General features: G+C 43.5%; 16 protein-coding genes. 1 reads left to right on the top strand and 15 read right to left on the bottom strand.

Features of this window, described 5'->3' with window-relative positions; genetic code table 11:
• Positions 1–238: 238 nt before the first annotated feature.
• The 14 genes from J2Z28_RS05310 to J2Z28_RS05250 all read right to left on the bottom strand — a co-directional run bounded on the left by J2Z28_RS05310 (position 239) and on the right by J2Z28_RS05250 (position 16,896).
• Complete coding sequence (locus J2Z28_RS05310; RefSeq protein ID WP_017688872.1) at positions 239–442, bottom strand: hypothetical protein; 204 nt, start codon at positions 440–442, stop codon at positions 239–241.
• A 79-nt stretch (positions 443–521) separates the two neighbouring features.
• The gene (locus tag J2Z28_RS05305) at positions 522–785 is read right to left on the bottom strand and encodes a YkgJ family cysteine cluster protein (protein ID WP_017688873.1); all 264 of its coding nucleotides are present in this window, start codon (positions 783–785) and stop codon (positions 522–524) included.
• A 154-nt stretch (positions 786–939) separates the two neighbouring features.
• Positions 940–1,788, bottom strand: coding sequence for a chemotaxis protein (locus J2Z28_RS05300; protein ID WP_211081488.1), 849 nt, complete (start codon positions 1,786–1,788; stop codon positions 940–942).
• Between the two features lie 228 nt (positions 1,789–2,016).
• Positions 2,017–4,035: a PTS system trehalose-specific EIIBC component gene (gene treP, locus J2Z28_RS05295; RefSeq protein ID WP_211081487.1), complete on the bottom strand. Its 2,019-nt coding sequence runs from the start codon at positions 4,033–4,035 to the stop codon at positions 2,017–2,019.
• A 28-nt stretch (positions 4,036–4,063) separates the two neighbouring features.
• Positions 4,064–5,785 carry an alpha,alpha-phosphotrehalase gene (gene treC / locus J2Z28_RS05290; RefSeq protein WP_211081486.1) on the bottom strand — a complete coding sequence of 574 codons (1,722 nt, stop codon included), beginning with the start codon at positions 5,783–5,785 and terminating at the stop codon, positions 4,064–4,066.
• Between the two features lie 374 nt (positions 5,786–6,159).
• Positions 6,160–7,515: a C4-dicarboxylate transporter DctA gene (dctA, locus tag J2Z28_RS05285; RefSeq protein ID WP_036670619.1), complete on the bottom strand. Its 1,356-nt coding sequence runs from the start codon at positions 7,513–7,515 to the stop codon at positions 6,160–6,162.
• 238 nt (positions 7,516–7,753) lie between these two features.
• Entirely contained in the window at positions 7,754–8,446 is a 693-nt protein-coding gene (locus J2Z28_RS05280) for a metal-dependent hydrolase (RefSeq protein WP_017688878.1), read from the bottom strand.
• A gap of 98 nt (positions 8,447–8,544) precedes the next feature.
• Positions 8,545–10,236 (bottom strand): glycoside hydrolase family 13 protein, encoded by a 1,692-nt coding sequence (locus J2Z28_RS05275; RefSeq protein WP_211081485.1) that lies wholly within the window; start codon positions 10,234–10,236, stop codon positions 8,545–8,547.
• Positions 10,237–10,379: 143 nt separating this feature from the next.
• Positions 10,380–10,838 carry a VanZ family protein gene (locus J2Z28_RS05270; RefSeq protein WP_211081484.1) on the bottom strand — a complete coding sequence of 153 codons (459 nt, stop codon included), beginning with the start codon at positions 10,836–10,838 and terminating at the stop codon, positions 10,380–10,382.
• A 40-nt stretch (positions 10,839–10,878) separates the two neighbouring features.
• Positions 10,879–11,457 carry a GyrI-like domain-containing protein gene (locus J2Z28_RS05265; protein ID WP_415841510.1) on the bottom strand — a complete coding sequence of 193 codons (579 nt, stop codon included), beginning with the start codon at positions 11,455–11,457 and terminating at the stop codon, positions 10,879–10,881.
• Positions 11,454–11,585: a hypothetical protein gene (locus J2Z28_RS31760; protein ID WP_415841509.1), complete on the bottom strand. Its 132-nt coding sequence runs from the start codon at positions 11,583–11,585 to the stop codon at positions 11,454–11,456. Before J2Z28_RS31760 ends, J2Z28_RS05265 begins: the two co-directional genes overlap by 4 nt.
• Before the next feature lie 264 nt (positions 11,586–11,849).
• On the bottom strand, positions 11,850–14,282 hold the full coding sequence (locus tag J2Z28_RS05260) for a glycogen/starch/alpha-glucan phosphorylase (RefSeq protein ID WP_211081483.1): 2,433 nt from the start codon (positions 14,280–14,282) through the stop codon (positions 11,850–11,852).
• Between the two features lie 314 nt (positions 14,283–14,596).
• On the bottom strand, positions 14,597–15,700 hold the full coding sequence (gene glgD, locus J2Z28_RS05255; protein ID WP_211081482.1) for a glucose-1-phosphate adenylyltransferase subunit GlgD: 1,104 nt from the start codon (positions 15,698–15,700) through the stop codon (positions 14,597–14,599).
• A 26-nt stretch (positions 15,701–15,726) separates the two neighbouring features.
• Positions 15,727–16,896: a glucose-1-phosphate adenylyltransferase gene (locus tag J2Z28_RS05250; RefSeq protein ID WP_017688884.1), complete on the bottom strand. Its 1,170-nt coding sequence runs from the start codon at positions 16,894–16,896 to the stop codon at positions 15,727–15,729.
• Positions 16,897–17,519: 623 nt separating this feature from the next.
• Between J2Z28_RS05250 and J2Z28_RS05245 the strand changes: the two genes are divergently transcribed.
• The gene (locus tag J2Z28_RS05245; RefSeq protein ID WP_211081481.1) at positions 17,520–18,587 is read left to right on the top strand and encodes a D-alanine--D-alanine ligase family protein; all 1,068 of its coding nucleotides are present in this window, start codon (positions 17,520–17,522) and stop codon (positions 18,585–18,587) included.
• Between the two features lie 10 nt (positions 18,588–18,597).
• On the opposite strand, the gene J2Z28_RS05240 is transcribed toward J2Z28_RS05245, so the two are convergent.
• Positions 18,598–21,033 carry an ATP-binding protein gene (locus tag J2Z28_RS05240; RefSeq protein ID WP_211081480.1) on the bottom strand — a complete coding sequence of 812 codons (2,436 nt, stop codon included), beginning with the start codon at positions 21,031–21,033 and terminating at the stop codon, positions 18,598–18,600.
• Position 21,034: the final 1 nt, after the last annotated feature.

The following is a 21,034-nucleotide window of genomic DNA, read 5'->3' as shown; positions in this document are numbered from 1 at the left end:
GGTATCAATTGTTTCGGATTCTATTTATTTTCTTCATCTTCTCTTCTGTACTGAAGATGATTCTTGTACATATGTTGAAAGAAAAGAAAGCTAAGCCCTATCTTCAATGATCATATTTTGTCTGATCCCATGCCAAAGAGAGTATCCATTTGATGTCACACCCTGCGGATACTCTCTTATATTTGTACAGACTCTACTTCAGCATTTTGCCTCATTCAATTTTAAGCATAATGACTAATTATGAATAAATTCGGTTGTACATCCATCCTACAATGCCCACCGTAACCACTGTTGCCCCTATAATAAATGCATAATAGCCAATCTTACTTTTGGACTCCGAAGTCTGATGGTCATAATAATCGGAGTTACGTCGATAAAATCCCATCCATAACTCTCCGATCATATTCACAACAACCAATACAAAACGTTTAACAAGCCCCATTCTATTCGCGTCTCCTCTCTCTGATCAACCTTCTTCCATATTAAGTATAATTATCCCAATTCATTAAAACAACCCACTCTCATATTACCTTTGGTGCAGTTTCTTGCTCCAACCAGGTTAGAATATCAAATGCTTCCTGATCGGTGCTACCACACATCTCTTCCTCAGCTTGCAATCCACTGCATACCGCAGGACGATCTTTTTGGCCAAAAATTCCGCAGCGATTATCATCCGTAAGCTGCACACAACGTACACCTGCCGGCTTGCCATGAGCCATGCCCGGTATCGGTGATGATATGGAGATCGCGATACAACATGCGGCACAGCCTGTCCTGCATTCCATACATATTCCCTCCTAATTTCAATACACTTACAATACATGTTCAAAAAGACCGGTTTTCAGTACCAAGAAGATGGGATGAATTCCATATTCGATGCTGATGATGCCATTAAGCACCCTTCGTAATCAAAAGCGGACTTTTTGAACTACCTCTTAATTATGAGCGATTTATCCAGGTCCAGGTTCGAGCCAGCCCCTGAGCAATTCTCCGATTCATATTTCGATTGGAAAAATACCCCCCATGACTTAGCGGATTCCAACTCATAGCCACGCCGCCAGAGTTCACTTCAATGTCTTCTTTGACCGCTTTCTCATAAGCGGGATCAATGGGGCGTAATGGATAACCCAGAATATCATCCCGATCGTAGAAGTTCACCCACTCCCCTTCCAGCCCAGCATAATACTGATTCACATGGGAAGAGGGCACCTGAATTGGGCAACTGAAGTCATGATAACGCAAACTCCATAAGGGCAGGGTTGTACCAAACGAGTAAAAATTGGTCAGCGTGTCCCCCCGCTCCAGAGCCGAGTTCACATCCACAACCTCCGGAATACGACTGGACGGATATTGCAGATCGTAGAAGAAGTTACTGGCGATTACGGCACCCAAACTATGGGCAACCACACAGAGCGGAGCTTCCGGTCCATTGCGCTGTGAAAGGGTATGCATCGCCTGATTCAACGTTCGATGTACGGCATCGTAGTTATGGCCTTGATTTTCCACCGGTTGATAAGCAACCGCATCAGCCAGGTAATGGATGACAAATCGGCGCAACGCCTGAAAGTTCAATCCCGGAGAGCTGACGAGCTGTTGAAAGAGAGCCTCTTCCCGCTCCTCAAATACATCCGCCCAATATACAGGTTCGATATCCAGCATCTGTTTGGAGGCTCCAGGCAAGACCATTACCTTGTCCAATTCCTTATGCAAACAAGCAATCAACTTGTCCGCGTACCCATCCTTCCGCATACCCAGCCCATGAATGACCATCACGGCAATACGTGTCATGGCTCTCCTCCTCATCGATTGACTAGGAACTCTTTCTCCACCATATGAACGCCACGACTCGAACATGCCTGAAGCTTGCTTTGTCAGAAGAACCTTTCCAACCACCATTATTTTAAAAATGTGATTCTTCCATTTTATATACAGTTTACCATGATCGTCATGAAAATAACGATCATACAGCAAAAAGGAGCTGCACATCACGCAGCCCCTTCTTGTTGTTGTATTCAATTAACCTTTCAGATGAACCTTCAACACACCATTTTGATTAGATGTAACATCACCTGTCGTGACTTCCACCCGTTCAACCATATCTTGACCATCTGGAATGATAATCGGTGTAATCAGCGGGTATCCCGCATCTTCAATTACCTTACGATCAAACTCCAACAGCTTTTGTCCAGCCTTTACATGCTCGCCAGCTTCCACGTGCATGTTGAAGCCTTCACCCTTGAGGGATACTGTATTAATCCCGACATGAATCAGAACTTGTAATCCACTCGCGTGTTCAAGAATCACCGCATGTTTACTTTTGATCACATGAGCCACCTGAGCATCAAACGGAGCCACAACAACGTTGCCGGAAGGTTCAATCGCTACACCTTCACCCATCTGTTTCTCGGCAAAAGCCGGATCAGGTACTTGCTCCAGTGACACGGCCTGGCCTGTTAAAGGCGCCATGATTTCCAGTGTATTCACTGCTTCGTCCCCTACTTGAGCTGCACTACGTGTGCGCTGGTTTGGATCTGTTTTTGCAGTTGAAGAGGTAACACCCGAAGCAGACTGCGATGTAGCCGCTTTAGGCTCATTAACGGTTTCATTGCTTGCACTACGATCTTCTTTTCTCAGTTTGGCTCTGCCAAAAAGGACGGTCAGTACAAATGGTACAACAAGGACAATCGCCATGCCGATGAAAAAGACGCCCCATTTGTTAGGGAAAATCGACAGGAACCCCGGTACGCCACCTACACCGATGGAGGTTGCCTGAACATTATTCATCGTCAGCAACACACCACCAATCGCGGAACCGACCATACCAAAGATAAACGGATAACGGTAACGGATATTCACTCCGAAGATCGCCGGCTCAGTTACCCCGAGGAAGGCCGATACCGAAGACGTTGCCGCAAGTCCTCTCATTTTCTTCTCACGCAGGACAAGCATCATCGCAAGTGCTGCTGAACCCTGTGCGATATTGGACAATGCCAGCATCGGCCACAGGAACGTACCGCCCTGACTACCAATGAGCTGAACATCCACCGCGAGGAACGTGTGATGCATACCGGTGATAACGAGCAAAGCGTAGAGACCACCGTAGATCAGACCACCCAGCGCCGCGTATGAATCGTATACATAGATCAAGCCAGATGTAATTGCATTTGCAATAGCAAATGTAACCGGTCCAATAATCGTAAATGCCAGGAATCCCGTAATCAGCAAGGTAACTGGTGCAACAACCAGCAGTTTGATCGAATCATGTACCCTTTTATTCAGGAAAATTTCCATCTTTGCAAGCAGATAGGCCGATACCAGTACTGGCAGAACCTGCCCTTGATAACCGATCTTCTCAATCTCCCAACCGAACAGATTCCATGTTGGCACCGTGCCATTATTCACAGCATCAGCGTAACCATAGGCACTCAGCAGATCGGGATGTACCAGAATGAGACCCAGCACGATCCCGAGCAGCGGACTGCCGCCGAACCTTTTTACAGCGGCCCAACCAATTAGAGCCGGCAGGAACGTGAAGGCTGTACTTGCGATCGTATTAATAATGGAAGCAAGATCCTTCCAGGCTGGATAAACATCCACCAGTGATTTTCCATCAAAGAAAATGCCTGGACCTGTCAGAATATTGTTAATTCCGAGCAAAAGACCTGCCGTAATGATTGCAGGCAAGATCGGAATGAAAATATCCGAGAGTGTTTTAATCGCTCGCTGGATTGGATTTTGCTTTTTACCAGCAACCGCCTTCACATCATCTTTGGAAGAACGATCTCCCCCGGTAATCTGAATCATCTCATCATAGACTTTATCCACCAGACCAGGCCCAATAACGACCTGGAATTGTCCTTGGGAAGAGAACTGTCCTTTAACCAGATCATTCTGATCCAGACTTTCAGTATCCACTTTACTCTCATCGTACAAGGCAAACCGGAGTCGTGTAACACAGTGCGTAGCAGCTTCAATATTCTCTTTGCCACCGACTGCCCGGACGATCTCCTCAACCTGTTTTTTATCGATTGCCATAGTGTCACTTCCTATTTATAAAATGTTATTAGTCCTGTTGTGGCACAAGCCACATATAGGATGCATACGGACTGAGAGAGATTTCCTGCGTCAGCGCAGGGGCTGCCTCCGTATTTCCTATGAGTAACTCTGCTGATTTGCCTGCAATGTGATCATTCCAGACCGCTTCCGGAAGCGAGAACGTGACGTCTCGTTTACTGAAGTTGGATACAACAATCAGGGTTTCACTTCCATTGGTCCGTGCGTACGCGAATACATCCGGATGTGCATCGTCCAATCGTTCATACAGACCGTCGATCAGCACGTTAACCTGTTTACGTAGGGCAATCAATCTGCGGTAGTGATAGTAGATCGAATCTGGATCAGCCAGCTGCTGTTCCACGTGAATGGAAGGATACCGCTCATCCACCTTCAGCCAAGGTGTTCCGGTAGTAAATCCGGCGTTCTTACTTCCATTCCACTGCATCGGTGTGCGGGAGTTGTCCCGGGAACGCTCTTTTACAATGTTGAAAGCTTCTTCAGCGGATTTACCTCGTTCTTCCTGAAGCAGGCGGTACATGTTCGTTGATTCGATATCGCGGAACTCGCTAACGTCATTCCAGACCGGATTCGGCATGCCGATCTCTTCTCCCTGGTAGACATAAGGCGTACCTTGCATGCCGTGTATCGTTGTTGCAAGCATCTTCGCACTCTCGGCACGATAGTCACCATCATCGGCGAATCTGGACAGTGCCCGAGGCTGATCATGGTTATTAAGGAACAGCGCGTTCCAGCCACCACCAGCTTGCATGCCTGTCTGCCACTCACTAAAGAGCTGCTTCATCGCTTCGAAATCATACGGCATCAGTTCCCACTTCTGACCATTCGGATAATCCACTTTCAGGTGATGGAAGTTAAACGTCATCGAAAACTCCCGGGAAGCCGGGTTCGAATATTGGATACAATGTTCCAGTGTTGTGGAGGACATTTCCCCTACAGTCACCATGTTGTGAGGCCCGAATACTTCATCATACATCTCGGTGATGTACTCATGCACACGTGGTCCATCCGTGTAATATTTGCGTCCATCACCCGGTGACACGCTGCCATCATCATCAGGGAAACGCTGGTCTTTGGAGATCAGGTTGATCACGTCCATACGGAAACCATCCACACCCTTATCCGCCCAGAACTTGATCATATCCCGTACAGCTTTGCGTACTTCTTCATTCTCCCAATTCAGATCTGCCTGTGTTTTATCAAATAAAGTCAGGAAATATTGTCCCGTCTGTTCATCATACTGCCAAGCAGGTCCACCGAACTTGGATTGCCAGTTGTTCGGTACACCGCCGTCCGGCGCAGGATCTTTCCAAATATAATAATCCCGGTACGGATTATCCTTGGAAGAACGGGATTGCTGGAACCACTCATGATCAGTAGAAGAGTGATTCACCACGATATCAATCATCAGTTTCATATCACGAGCCTTCAGACCTTTCAGCAGTTCGTCAAAATCCTCCATCGTCCCATAATCCGGATTAATCCGGTAATAGTCCGCTACGTCATATCCATTATCATGCTGCGGAGATACATATACCGGCTGCAACCACACAATATCGATACCCAGATGCTGCAAATAATCAAGCTTCTCGGTTAATCCACGAATATCTCCAGTACCCGATCCGGTTGTATCATTAAAACTCTTCGGATATACCTGATACACCGTTGATGTCTTCCACCAAGATGACGGAGTTGTGTTATTAGAACTCATGTTAACGCCTCCAATAAATTGTAATGCTCTCATGTGATGTTCTCGGATAACTTCATATCTATATTACATAAGTAAACATGTATATACAAGTTGAAACTATAATATGTATATTCTCCGCCTCTTCTACACATTCCCCATAAATCTTTCCTCTGTAACATTTATTTTGTAACCTGCGTTCGTGAACCCAATGATATCTGTATTGGGACAACAAAAAACCGTCTGTTCTTCCCACCATTGGTGCGGGCAACAGACGGTCTAATTTGGTTAAACTTGGTTGAACTTTAAATGTATTCTACTGTTTTTTACTGTTGTAATGGATTGTTATTATAAAGTAGCTGTCACTTGACTTCATCACCACAGCGTAGACACGCCTCTTACGACATCTCCGGTGAAACTACGGCTTTCCCTTGTTTTTCCTGCATATTCAACTTCAATAAAGATAGTGCAGCTTGCTCTTCCCTTTCCAGTTCAGCGGCACTGATCTCACCAGAGAGTACGGCACGCATTCGCTTTTGATCCAGCAGACCTTCCCATTTTGCCACCACAAATGCTGCGACACAGTTGCCCATCAGGTTGGTGAATACACGCATTGTATCCATGAATCGATCTGCACCAAGCAGTAGAGCAACCGCCGCTACCGGAAAAGCATTGACAGCCACTGCCGTCGCGGACAGGGCCAAGAATGCAGAGCCAGGTACTCCTGCCATGCCCTTGGAACTTAACATCAACACCAGCAAAATCGTAATCTGCTGCATCAATGTCAGTTCAATCCCTACGGCTTGAGCAACAAAAACCGTGGCCAACGATAAATAGATCGAAGCGCCATCCAGATTAAACGAGTACCCCGTTGGCACCACAAGCCCCACAACCGCACGATCACAACCCGCCTTGGTTAGTTTGTCCATCATGCGTGGCATCACCACTTCTGATGATCCGGTTCCAATCGCCAGCATCACTTCAGAACGGGTATACTTCACAAATTGCAGGAAATTCAGCCCGGTGATCCACCAGGCAGCCAATGCCAGCATGACCAGAAACAGCAGCGCTGCACCGTAACAGGCCAGAATCAGCAGACCAAAGGACGACAATGTGGAAGCTCCATAGGCACCTACCGTGTAAGCCATGGCTCCAAATGCACCAATTGGTGCGAGTTTCATGATATAACCGATGATGCGGAACACAATGCCGAGCAAGTTCTCAATCAGCGTCAGTACATTCTCTTTTGCCTTACTCTCTGTTGCTGCCAGAGCAACCCCGAACAAGCATGCCACGAGCAATACTTGCAGAAGTGCATTTTGTGCAAAGGCATCCACAACACTTGTCGGAATAATATTCATGATAAAGTCTACCGTATGCGGTAACTCGGAACCATTGGTTTTTGCTTCAATACCGCTTGCATCTATGGTTGAAGGGTCCACGTTCATTCCGGCACCGGGGCGAAGCAGATTGGCTGTTCCCAATCCAAGTACCAGCGCCACTGTAGTTGCAATCTCGAACCACACGATGGCTTTCAGTCCGATGCGACCTACCGACTTCAGATCACCGATCTTGGCAATACCTGTCACAATGACCATGAAAATCAGTGGTGCGATGATCATCTTGATCAATTTGATGAAACCTGTTCCGAGCGGTTGCAGCAAGCTACCCAGATCCGGCCACAGGATGCCTACACCAATCCCGATGATTACCGCTACAATAATTTGAAAAAATAATGATTTCATAAATGACATGAACGCTCCCCCTGTTTGCGGTCAATTCGGATTTCCGTTTGGTTTCCGTGTAACTTTTTATATCATTCTAAAAGGGATTTCAACAATGGAATTTCAATGTTTTTGTCATTTCTACCAACTATATTGGTGAAAATTGAACCTGAAACCGAAAAAAGACGAATACCACGTCAGTTATCTTGACGTGATATTCGTCTTTATCCATAAATCCATTTATTATTGAACAGCGGTTAAATGTGCATCACAGGGTAATGGATTCTCCCGGGGCCAGCACACGTCCTTCCAACCCTTTTGCAGCCAGCTGCTGCACGAAGTGTTCCGCATCCTGACGAATTACCGGGAACGTATCATAATGAACCGGAATCGTCAGTTTGGCATTAAACCATTCGGCCGCCTGCAGCGCATCCTCAGGTCCCATGGTGAAATGTCCACCAATCGGCAAGAAGGCTACATCGATATCATGACGATCACCGATCATTTTCATATCCCCGAAGAGACTTGTGTCTCCGGCATGCAAAATCGTTTTGCCACCAATATTAATGATATATCCAGCAGGCAAACCTGCATACATGATCCGTTGTTCTTCTTCGAGCACAATCCCGGAAGTATGGAACGCCTGAATCATTTTAGCTTGAGCAAAGTCAAGATCTACCGTTCCGCCCATGTTCATGCCGAGTGTATCCAGACCTTTCCAGGACATATATGTAGCCAATTCCACAATAGCGACAACTTTGGCGTTATTCGCTTTGGCAATAGGTTCAGCATCGAGGATGTGATCCATATGTGCATGTGTCAGCAACACAACATCGGTCTTAATATCTTCGGGCTTTGTGACGGCAAGCTCGTTTCCACGCAGGAAGGGATCAATGATCAGAGACTTTTCTTCTGTGCCCAGCTGTACACTGGAGTGACCGTGGAACGTAATATTCAACAACTTGGATTCCTCCCGACATATGTTTTGATTATTTTGAAAACCACTATTTATTATAAATCATAGCTCTTCACCAACGCAAAATTACGCTAGCCTCCGTGTTATCGCTGCTTACGATACACCCTTGCTTCATACGGCTGAAACTGAATCGCACCTTCATCGGTAGAATAACGTCTGCTCACATTGCTGATGATCAGCTTGGCATGCTCGGAAGTCCAACCTTCCGGCCAGTGCATCTCAGGCTCATGCCCACGGAAATTCAGAATGACCAGCATCTGCTCATCTTCCAGCGTTCGGGTATAGGCATAGATATCCGGATCATCCGGTAGCAGCAGTTCATACGCACCATAGATAAGTACTTTATGTTGTTTGCGAAGGGCAATTAACTTACGGTAATAATGCAAAATGGATTGCGGATCACTTTCGGCATCAGCCACATTAATCTCAAGATAATTATCATTCACCTGAATCCACGGCTGACCCTGGGTAAACCCTGCATGTTCCGTCTCATCCCATTGCATCGGCGTGCGGGCATTATCGCGACTCTTCAGCCAGATCGCCTGCATGACTTCATGCTTCGACTTACCTTGACCAATGTAATGATTGTAATAATTTTTGGTCTCGATGTCCCGGTATTGTTCGATATCCGGGAAAGCGACATTGGTCATGCCGATCTCTTCTCCCTGATAGATGTAGGGGGTCCCTTCCAGTGTAAGCATCCATGTCGCCAGCATCTGAGCAGACCGTACCCGATATTTACCGTCATCACCAAAACGGGAAACTGGTCGTGGCTGATCATGGTTGCCCATATAATTGGCGTTCCAGCCTCTACCATGCAAAACCGTTTGCCACCGGCTCATAATTTCTTTGAGATCTGTCAATTTCCATTCCTTATAGTTCCACTTACCAATTCCGGAGGATTTAGCATCGATAAACATATGCTCAAACTGGAATACCATATTAAGCTCATCACGATCCGTCCCGACATAAGCCAAGGCCTGCTCAGGCCCAAGTCCCGAAGTCTCGCCAACCGTCATGGGTCCATAAGGTTTCAGGATCATGTTATTCAGCTTCTTCAAGATCGAGTGTACCTGTTCCAGGTTGGAAAAGAGCTGATACGCGGGAACCACCGGCAGATTATGCGGGTTGTGAGCGCTTGGTAGACCCTCTGCCTTGGCGATATGCGCTACTGCATCGAAACGGAATCCGTCGACCCCTTTTTCCAGCCACCAATGCACCATCTCATACATCTCTTCTGCCATCTGTGCATTGTTCCAGTTGAGATCCGGTTGCTGTTCGGAATACAGATGCAGATAATATTCATTTGTCTCGGGATCATGCTTCCACACCGAACCTCCAAAATAGGACTCCCAATTATTCGGCACCTGCCCATTTTTGCCTGAACGCCAAATATAATAATCCCGCTTCGGATTCATCTTTGATGAACGCGATTCAGCAAACCACGCATGTTCATCTGACGTATGATTCAGCACCAGGTCCATCATGATCTTGAGACCACGCTTGTGGGCCTCTGCCAATAATCGATCAAAATCCTCCATCGTGCCATACTTGCGTAAAATGCCGTAGTAATCTCGGATATCATATCCGTTATCATGTCCTGGTGAATCGTAAATGGGACAAAGCCAGATCACATCTACGCCCAAATTCTCCAAATAATCGAGCTTCTCATAAATCCCCTGCAAGTCGCCATATCCATCCCCGTCCGAATCTTTAAAGCTGCTCGGGTAAATCTGGTATACCACACTCTCTTTCCACCAAACGATATCGCCCACCTCGCTCTCATCATTGTGTACTATATAATCTCTACTCACGATATAAATAAGCCGTTAATATGTTTTATCCGAAATGATTCCCTTGTAAACATTTGAAAGGTATCTTATGCAAAAAGACCCGGTGATGGACCGCGATCTGCGGCTCAATTCCGAGTCCTTCTTAATGAGCATAAGATTAACTTAAATCCGGCGTAACCTATCCAGGCACCGATCGTGTTCAGAATAATGTCATCCACATCAAACGAACCTACACGTGTAATCAATTGTGTGACCTCAACACACAGCAGAAGCAAAACAACTGTAGATGTAAAGGTCAGGAACGTACGACACCTCCGAAACAACCATGGAATCCAGATGCCCAGCGGAATGAACAATACGATATTGCCAAACAGGTTTTTGACCCAGGTATCTGTATTGTACCTCTCCCTCTCCATAAGAAGTGGACGAATCGTCTCGAAGGGTACGAGATTATATTGATAATACATGCTAGGTGTTCGTCCACTGACAAACAGTAAAATGCCCATAATCAGTATGTAGAGCGCTGCCATGCAAGCAACGATTAATAACATCCACTTGGAGTGAAGCCCTGACTTTTCGCTCATTCATCCGTCCTCCGACCTTGAATTCCGCGAAGCGGTAGGTCTATTTTAACGGGATATATATGTTCATGTCCAGTTGTTCAAGGGTCGATTTCCAGACATCCGTCACTTCAAAGTCTGGTCCTTCCCTCCGTTCATAGTTCGACTGCGGCAACCAGCTGCCATAGATCATTTTCCGAATATCCTGCCCGGAGCCTTCCACGGTGAACTCTGCATACAAGCCGCCCGGAATTTCAATCGAAGTAAAACCGGGTTCAAGTACCTGCGATGCTCCACTGCTTTCTTCACCCACAATAAAAGAAAATGCTCCATCCTCTTCAAAATGACAGGCCACACCATAAGCCATATCAGGGCGTGTCCTCTCCGGGATCGCCATGAATTTCTGTTCCATGCCAAAATCGTGATAAAATCCGGGTATTTCAGCATAATGCTGATTGTCATTCAGGTTGGTCTTATATTCATAGCCGACAATCCAGTTCGGTTCCCGTGTGACCAGACGGGGTGTGTTCATGTGGAAAGTTCCATCAAGCCGAGTTCGATAATCGTTAAAATCAATGCTCTGTTGCATCTTCAGAAGAGACAACTGATCCACTTCCAGCTTACGCAGCTTCGCCGGTGTCATTCCAAAGTAGGCTGAAAATGAAACGCCGAAAAGCTCGCAGCAGCGGACGTCTCTCTGATATTAAAATCATCTTGCAAATGCTGCTCCAAATACTCAATAGCAAGCTGAATTCGTGTGTAATGATCCATAGTGACGGCTCCCCTATCTAATTCAAAATATCAAACGATTTCTTATGTAGTATGACTGAGATCCAGATCTTTTTTTTGATTTTGTGTGCGAACTTGTATGACGAAAGATACGCGAGTTCCGATTCTCTTCAAGTTGAATGACACTATGATACACTGTATGCCAAAAACCCCTTGTTCTACAAGGAGATGCTCTCTACGCTGGTTGATTTACCAACAGAGATAGCTCTTGTGAACAAGGGGACTTGTTTGTTTAACAATCTATGCTTAACCTTTCCAGTTCCCGGACACGGGATGAATACCCCAGATATCTGTCGCATACTCACTAATGGTACGATCACTGGAGAATATGCCGGAATGTGCCGTGTTTAATATCGCTTTCCGAGTCCAGCCCGGAATATCCCGATACGCCTGGTCAATCGCAGCATGCGCGTCGGCATAAGCAGCAAAATCACGCAATACAAAGTATTCGTCACCATGGGCCAGTAAGGAGTCATAAATATCCCAGAACTCCCCGTCACGATAACAGAATGCACCTGGATGCACCAGTTGCTCCACGACCTCGCGAATGCGTTCATCGTGCTGCACGATCTCATTCGGACGATAGCTGCCAGAACGATAATACTCAAGTACTTCGTCTGCACGCAGACCATAGATGAACATATTTTCTTCCCCAACCTGCTCCGCCATCTCCACGTTGGCTCCATCCATCGTGCCAATCGTTAAAGCACCGTTCATCATAAATTTCATGTTGCCCGTACCGGAAGCTTCCTTACCTGCGGTTGAGATCTGTTCACTAACATCCGCAGCGGGAATGATCTTCTCTGCAAGAGAGACGGAATAATTTTCGAGGAAAAATACCTTCAAGCGGTCATTCACGGCCGCATCCCGATTCACCGTGTCAGCCACGTTGTTGATCAGCTTGATAATTTTCTTGGCAAAATAATAACTCGGCGCTGCCTTGGCACCAAAGATGAACGTACGTGGTACCATATCAAACGAAGCATCATTCTTAAGCCGGTTATACAGATGCATAACATGCAGAATGTTCAACAGTTGACGTTTGTACCCGTGTAGTCTCTTCACCTGTACATCAAAGATGGAATCCGGATTCACTGCTGTCCCGGTATGATCCAGAATATACGCAGCAAGTCGCTCTTTGTTATCCCGCTTAATTGAACGGAACTGCTCCTGGAATGATGCATTATCCGCAAAACCAGCCAACTGGTCCAGCTTGCCCGGCTCCGTTATCCATTCGTTACCGATTGTATCCGTGATGAGATCCGACAGTTTCGGATTGGCATGCATCAACCAGCGGCGATGGGTGATACCATTCGTTTTGTTATTGAAACGCTCCGGATACAGTTCATAGAACGGAGCCATCTCGCGCTCTTTCAAAATCTCGGTGTGCAAAGCAGCAACACCATTCACGCTATGACTGCCTACAATCGCCAGATGTGCCATCCGTACCTGATCGTTTGCAACAATCGCCAAATGCCCTATGCGATCCTGATCTCCCGGATACCGGTCCAGCAGCATGCCACAGAAGCGTTTGTTGATCTCTTCAATGATCATGTAGATTCGTGGCAGCAGCCTGCTGATCATGGATACAGGCCACTTTTCAAGAGCCTCACTAAGCGTTGTATGATTGGTATACGATACAGTACGAGTTGTGATATCCCATGCTTCATCCCAGCCATACCCCTTCACATCAATCAGGATGCGCATCAGTTCTGGAATAACCAAGGTTGGATGCGTGTCATTAATGTGGAAGGCCACTTTATCAGGCAAACGATCATACGGTAGCTCCAGCTTGTTGAACGTACGCAAGGCGCTCTGTACACCTGCTGAGCACATGAAGTATTGCTGCTTCAATCGCAGCAGCTTTCCTTCATACTGGGAATCATCTGGATACAGGAATTCCGAGATTGATTCAACCGATCGGCTATAATCCAGATAACCGTAGTAGTTCGAAGGGGTGTCGAGTGAAGTCTCACGCTTTGGCTCCGCACTCCATAGACGCAATGTATTCACATGAGTTTGACCATAACCGATGACAGGCACGTCATAGGGAATGGCGACAACCGATTCGGCATCTTTTGTAACAAACTGATATTCTCCATCCTGCTCATGAGCTTCTACTCGGCCCCAGAACTGGACTTCCACCTTTTTGTCTGGACGGCGGACTTCCCATTCATTGCCCTTATCCAACCAATTGTCGGGTAACTCTACCTGATTACCATTGATGATTTTTTGCTCGAACAGCCCATATTTATATCGAATCCCGCAACCATGTCCTGCATATCGGAGTGATGCGAGTGAATCCAGGAAACAGGCAGCGAGTCGTCCCAGACCTCCGTTACCGAGTCCTGCATCCGCCTCCTGTTCTTCTATCTCTTCCAAGGAGAAGCCCAGCTCAGCTAAACTGTCACGCACCAATTCCAATTCATTCACATTCAACAGATTGTTGCCGAGCAGACGTCCAATCAGGAATTCCAGCGAGAAGTAATAGACCTGTTTATCCTGGCGCTGCTTGAACCCCTGATTCGACGTTGCCCAATCCTGGCCTGCATATTCACGAATCATGCTTCCCAGTACGTGGTACACGTCTTCCTGTGTTGCTTCTTCAATCGGTTTGCCCAATTTGCTGACCAGATTCCGTGTAAAGATACTCTTGAACGTTTCCTTGTTGTCAAACAAAAGTAGGTTCCTCCCGGGGAAATCCTGCAGGGTGGTGGCGGTTCATACACTCAACATTTGGTTTGAGCATGCGCCCGTTACGGTTACGAATCGTTCTTATGATCGCTGTTACCCCTGTATTTTCTTGAATTTATTATTTAGATGTGAAAATACAGTGATAAAGGCGACCGCTATGCTTCTTCAGAATCGATTTCGTCCCCTTCACTTACTGCCCACGCTCTTTACCAAAAACTTTCGTCCATGAACCTTTAAATCCATCCTACAGGATTTTTATTTTATATATATTTATAGAAGATATCGGTTACGTGCGGGCATTAGATAATAGTACTTTTTGCCAAAATATATGGATTCGACGGGTCGCCGATCAGCGTCTGTCCTCCGGTCAGCTTCACATCTTTATCGAGAATGACATTCTCAAGCACGGTCCCCTCACCAATGTAACATTTCTGCATGATGATAGAACCTTTTATTTTGGCACCCTTGGCCACCTGTACACCACGGAACAAAATGCTGTCCTCCACCTCTCCACCTACGATGCAGCCATTAGCAAGGAGGGAATGTTTAACATCGGCGGTATCCAGATATTTGGCAGGGGCTTCATATTTAATTTTGGTCTGAACGGGGTCTTCCTTGAATAGTTGTTCATATTGCCCTGTATTCAACAGATCCATACTGTTGCGATAATAACTGTCAATGGAATTGATGACTGCGTGATAGCCATCATATGCATACGCAGCGATATTCAATCCATCTGGATTTTTTTGAATCACATCCCGGAAGAAATGGCTCTCGCCATGATCGATGCAGCGTTGCACCTGACGCAGGAACAATTCCTTTTCCATGATGAAAATTTCTGTATATATATTCGGGTGATTAGCGCTTTGGTGAATGTCCACCACGTTACCGTCCCCGTCATGGTCAACTTTGACACAGGCGTCATGCTCAGGCAGCAGCTGATCTACTTTTTTGCAGACCAGTGTAACGTCCGCTCCTTTACTGATGTGATACCTGTAGACATCCTGGAGGTCTGCTTTGGTCACATGGCGACTGCCCGCATGCACAACATATTGTCCTGCCCCTCTGTGGAAAAAGTCCAAATTGTTATGGAAATGCTGCAAGTCCCCTTGTGATGTATCTGTTGGATCGTTCCAGTCCGGTGGCAAAATAAACATACCCCCATGCTTGCGATCCAAATCCCAAGGTTTACCGTCACCAAGATGGTCCATCAACGAGCGATATTTTCGCCGTACAAATACACCAATACTCTCAATGCCTGCATTCATCATATTGGATAGAACAAAATCGATCAGACGGTAACGCCCGGCATATGGCACCGCGGCTCCGCAGCGAAAATACGTCAATTCCTTCAATTCTTCAAGTTCATGGTCAAGGTTAATAACTCCGATCAATTGTTTCATCGCATGCACCGTCCTTTTAACTTCAATTAGGCCTTGCTGGTTATTCCTTGGCGAAGCTGACGTTCCAGTTCTTCCTGATCCACGAGCAATATATCACTCTCATCTCCCGGTGCAGGCGAAATCTGTGTTCCATCAGGAATAACCAATCCTTCTGCGATAATCGCTCGGTAAATGCGCACATTTTGCCCGATTTTCACTCTTGGCATGATGACCGAATCGATAACAGCACTGTTCTCGCCAACTTCAATTCCATAGAACAGAACAGAATGATTGACCTCACCATGCACTACAGTACCTTCACTAATAATACAATTCCGCACCTTGCCCGAAGGTGAGATGTATTGTGCAGGTTGGTTCGGATTACGTGTGAAAATACGCCAGTCCGGATCATTCAGATTAAACGGTGTGTCTTCGTCCAACAGGTCCATATTGGATTCCCACAGACTGCGAATGGTACCAACGTCTTTCCAATAACCTTCGAATGGATACGCATATAAGGATTTTTCATTTTCAAGCAACAAAGGAATAATATCTTTACCAAAATCATAGGAGGTGGATGCCTGTTGTTCATCCTGAATCAGGAAACGTTTCAGTACATCCCACTTGAAGAGATAGATACCCATGGAAGCCAGTGTGCTCTTGGGCTCAGGAGGTTTTTCTTCAAATTCATAGATGCTATAGTCATCGTTGGTGTTCAGCACCCCGAATCGGCTGGCTTCTTCCAATGAGACATCGATGACCGATATGGTGCAATCCGCATCTTTTTCTTTGTGATACTGGAGCATTTTTTCGTAGTCCATCTTATAGATATGATCCCCTGACAGAATGAGCACATGCTCAGGATCGAATTGTTCAATAAAGTTCAGGTTACGGAAGATCGCATCCGCTGTACCCCGGTACCAGTTGCTACCGTCTTCACGTTCATGTGGAGGAAGTACATATACCCCGCCGTTTTTCCGATCCAGATCCCAGTCACTGCCAATGCCAATATAGGAATGTAAGACAAGTGGTTCATATTGGGTCAATACACCCACTGTATCAATACCAGAATTAGAGCAGTTACTCAGCGGAAAATCAATGATTCGGTACGTGCCGCCAAAATACACAGCCGGCTTAGCCAGTGATTTGGTCAATCCTTTTAACCTCTTACCTTGCCCTCCGGCAAGTAGCATCGCTACAACTTCTTTTTTCGCCATCATTACAGCCTCCTCCACGTGCATTCGTTCTGATTCATTTCAGAGCCCATAATCGATATTCTGTTGTGTGGACACTGTTGTCTTGATTAGGAGCATGCTGTACAGATGTGTAACCGGTGAATCTTGTTGCAGTTGAACTTCTTGGATTGTAAAGCCTGAAATAGAGATGATGCTGGTGTAGAATTGCTTGACTGTCTTACAGAGGTGAATGTTAGATGCAGAACTTAAGGTGTAGCTCGTGAACAATGAAATAGACTACTCCTATTTAACATTAAACACGAAACGGACTGGGGAATCTTACTGGAAAACATCGACATCAAGTTGTGGGTGAGATTACCCTTTCTCGTGCCGCTGTTATTCATATTGTATTCGATAAAAAGGAATGAAACTCCTTTTGGAAAATTCATGGTAAAAATGTAAGGTTCGTGGATCTATATACCTACAAAATTGTATAAAAAGGGCTTTAGTATCAGGAATTATAATATTTATTGTAAATTTTTAGAGGAATACATAGAAATGTGTCGAATGATAGATATGGTATAAAAGTAGCACTTAGAATTGCATTGAGCAATCTATCGAAGAGTTACATACTAATAACTATAAATTATTTGGAGGTCTTGTGGATGAATGAAATTGAGAATCTGATAAAAAACTTTAGATCTGTTGCTGCACAGTTAAAAAAGGAGTACCATATCTCTTTATTAACTAACACACGCTCTAATACAAGAGAATTAAACAATACTCTTATAAGCTATTCCGATAACAACGAATTTTTCAACGATAAAGAATTTGATGAAGTTTTTGAAGGTATCAAAAGGGCTGATTTCTTTGTTGAGACTTTTTTCAACGAGATTGAATTTATACTTGAAGTTCTCAAACAGTCCTATTTTAAGAATAAAAGGTTTGTGTATAATCTATCTAGAAACGGTCAGCACATTGGGAAGAAATCTCTTATTCCTTCCTTTTGTGATCTAATGTCTATACCTTATACAGGCTCAGATGCACTTGTTATATCATTAAGTAGAGCGAAATATGTTTATACCAAATATTTAGAGATTCATAATGTGAAAGTTCCTGATAGTTGGGTTTACCATCCATCAAATGGATGGTTATCTGGTAATAGACCCCAATTAGATACAAAGATTATTATAAAGCCTATGCACGAATCAGCTAGCATAGGTTTATCAGAAACATCGATTAAATTGTTTGATTCCAATACTGAACTAAAAATCATTAATGATAGCAAAGAGAAAAATTCTCCTATTTTAGTACAACAATTCATAGAAGGATATGAGTGTGAAGTTCCTTTACTTATTTCTAGTAGACCTCACGCTTTAAATCCAATAGGCATTTCAATAAATGGTGAAAATCATCTAAAACAGAGTATTTTGACTTATGACCACTCTTTCAATGACGGTTATAACTTTTACTCCCTAGATAAAGAGCTATCATGTTCAATAAGCGAAAAAGTTAAAGCAACAGCGATTGACATCGCTCAACTTGTAGGGTTAAGAAGTTATGGAAGAGTAGATTTTAGAATTGATAATCAGGGTGTTGCTTACTTAATGGATATAGCTGCTTCGCCTTATACAACCAAGCATAGCTCATTTGCTTATGCTTTTAACCAAATGGGTTTAGAGTATCACGATATATATAGTACAATAATTGGATTATCTACGAAAATAGATTAGTGATAACTGACTATAACGATGAGAATTGCAGATCAGAAAAAAGAAATAATCTGCAATGAAAAGAACTAGACTCATCTTTGGGATTGGAGTTTTCGTATACCCATTGATCAAGCTCAGCGGGTTCGAGTATCAACTTATTTTTAATCAATGTATCTAAGGCTACCAGCCTATTTTTTAATTTATCTTCATTTTTTGTATGAAAATTAGGAAGATTATCTTTAGAGTCACCGAGTATATTTTCTGCGTCACGCCAATTGCATTGAAGTATATTTTTAGCCAGTTCTAAGTTGGTCAAGTGGTATTCATAGAAACTATCAACAGTGTTTGCAAGAATTTTATGTTTTAAAATATTTATAGTTGAATCGTAATCTTGATAATTTCTATTTATCAAATACAAATTTGCAAGATTAATTAACATTACAGCATCCTTTTCGGTTGGAACATAATGAATTTTAGCTTTAAAATTCATTATGCTCTCATCGAGGATTTGTTTAGTTACTGATTCTCCACCTCTAAAAACAGACAAAAATTTAGCTAAAAATAGATTATTATAATTCTTTTCTATTGAAGGGAATTTAATATAATCATGTTCTTCAATAAGACGTAATGCTGCTTCTATTTGTGCTGACGCTTCTTCAAATTGGTTTAAAACAATTAAAATCCCTCCATAGTTGCACAGTGCAAAATAGTATTGTAAGTAGTCACCGGTTGCTTTGAAATATACAACACTATCTCTCATAGGCGCTATTGAAATTTCTGCCGAATCAAATAAGAAACTTTTTCTGTCCAAGACTCTACCTAGGTACTCAAAAAATGGTCTGTTATTTTGTTTTCTTATAAAACTCTGTAACTTGTCTACAATTTGTTTACCTCTTTCAAATTGACCGAGTTTGTTCGTATAAGTCGAGAAGAGAGCAAAGTTACATTGAGCCCACTGTTCTGCCTCTTCTTGTCCAATATCGTCTAAAACTGCACACAATGCTTGAGTATCTCGTTCTATTCTTGGTGTGTCCAAATCTAACATTAGTGAAACTAAAAGTTTCATTCTTAATACCTCAGAACGAAATAGTAGTGAATGAGACGTTGATATTTGATTCAACTTTTGATAGGATTCCTTATAGTTTTGAGACAAATAATATTCACACGCCCTGGATAAGTGATCAAAGTCAGTTTTCAAAAAATCAGACTTGTCATTATTATTAATGTAATGATTAAGCATCACATTAATGCGAACTTGATGTCCCTCATCAGCTGAAATATCCATGTTTCTACAGTAAGCTAAAGCAAGTAATCCAAATATTTCTTTAGTTTCTAGTCCTTCGTCATCTGCTAAGGAAAGGTGCAGTGCACGCGAAAAATAGTTTTCTGGTTTATTTTTTTGTAAGTACTTTGAGTACTGAAAGTGAAATCTGGCTTGAGTACCTGTGACTTTCTCATAGAAAAAATCTCTAATTTTACTGTTAGAAAAAGCGAATTTACGTCCTTTTTTTAAGAATAAATGAGTATAGGATTCATGCAACAGATTATCAACATCATTATTTTCACTGCAAAGAAACCTGATCTCATTAGTATTAAATTCACCATCAATAATAGATGACGCTTTAAGTACATCCTTAGCATCAGCTTCTCTTGAACCAAATATTTTCAGACGATGTTCAAGTATACTATTTAGATTTAAATCAGATCCGTCTTTATTAATTTCCAAAATTCCATCGGTATACAAAGCTTCAATAACTATTCTAATAAAATCTATATTAGCTCCGCTTAAGGACATAATTGTTTCAATTTCTTCATTGGTTAGCACTAAATTATACCCAAGCAGTTTAATAATTTCTTCTATTTCATCAGAATTAGGAAGTGATAGCCTTAAGTTCTTCACTGAATTAAAAAGCGTTCTAGAATTTAAATTCATCACTTTTGAACTGTCATCTTCGTTTGCGATAATGAGTAATTTAACCTTTTTATGATCTAAAATTTTTTTGTGATTTATAATAGCCATTATCAGAGTCTTCGAAGATTCATCCCAGAACTCAAAACTATCTGCGATAATTAAAATATTACTTTCGGTTGTTTTTCTTAGCGTCGTGATGAAAAAATCGATTTTGGAATCAAAGATCTCTTTTATTCGAGAGGTACTACTTAGACCAATATTGAAGATTTCAAGTATGCGGAAGCCTAAACTCAAACCTCTACCTGTAACTTCTGTTTTGGGAGAATTAACGCTTTCAGATTGAATAATTGTTGAGTATGCACTGACATCACCACTTTTACCCTCTATATAATAAGTTTTCCAATCTTCGTAATTATCAATTTCCTTCAGATAATTATCTACCAAAAATGTTTTACCACTTCCAGTTTCTCCACTTAAATAAACTATATTGACTTGATCCCCGTTGAAGAAATCTTTGATTTTCTTCTTTATTTCTTCTTGTGCACTAGACAACATC

This window comes from Paenibacillus xylanexedens, from assembly GCF_017874615.1.
In the GTDB taxonomy this organism is placed as follows: Bacteria; Bacillota; Bacilli; order Paenibacillales; family Paenibacillaceae; genus Paenibacillus; species Paenibacillus xylanexedens.
This window is presented reverse-complemented; position numbering and strand designations above follow the sequence as displayed.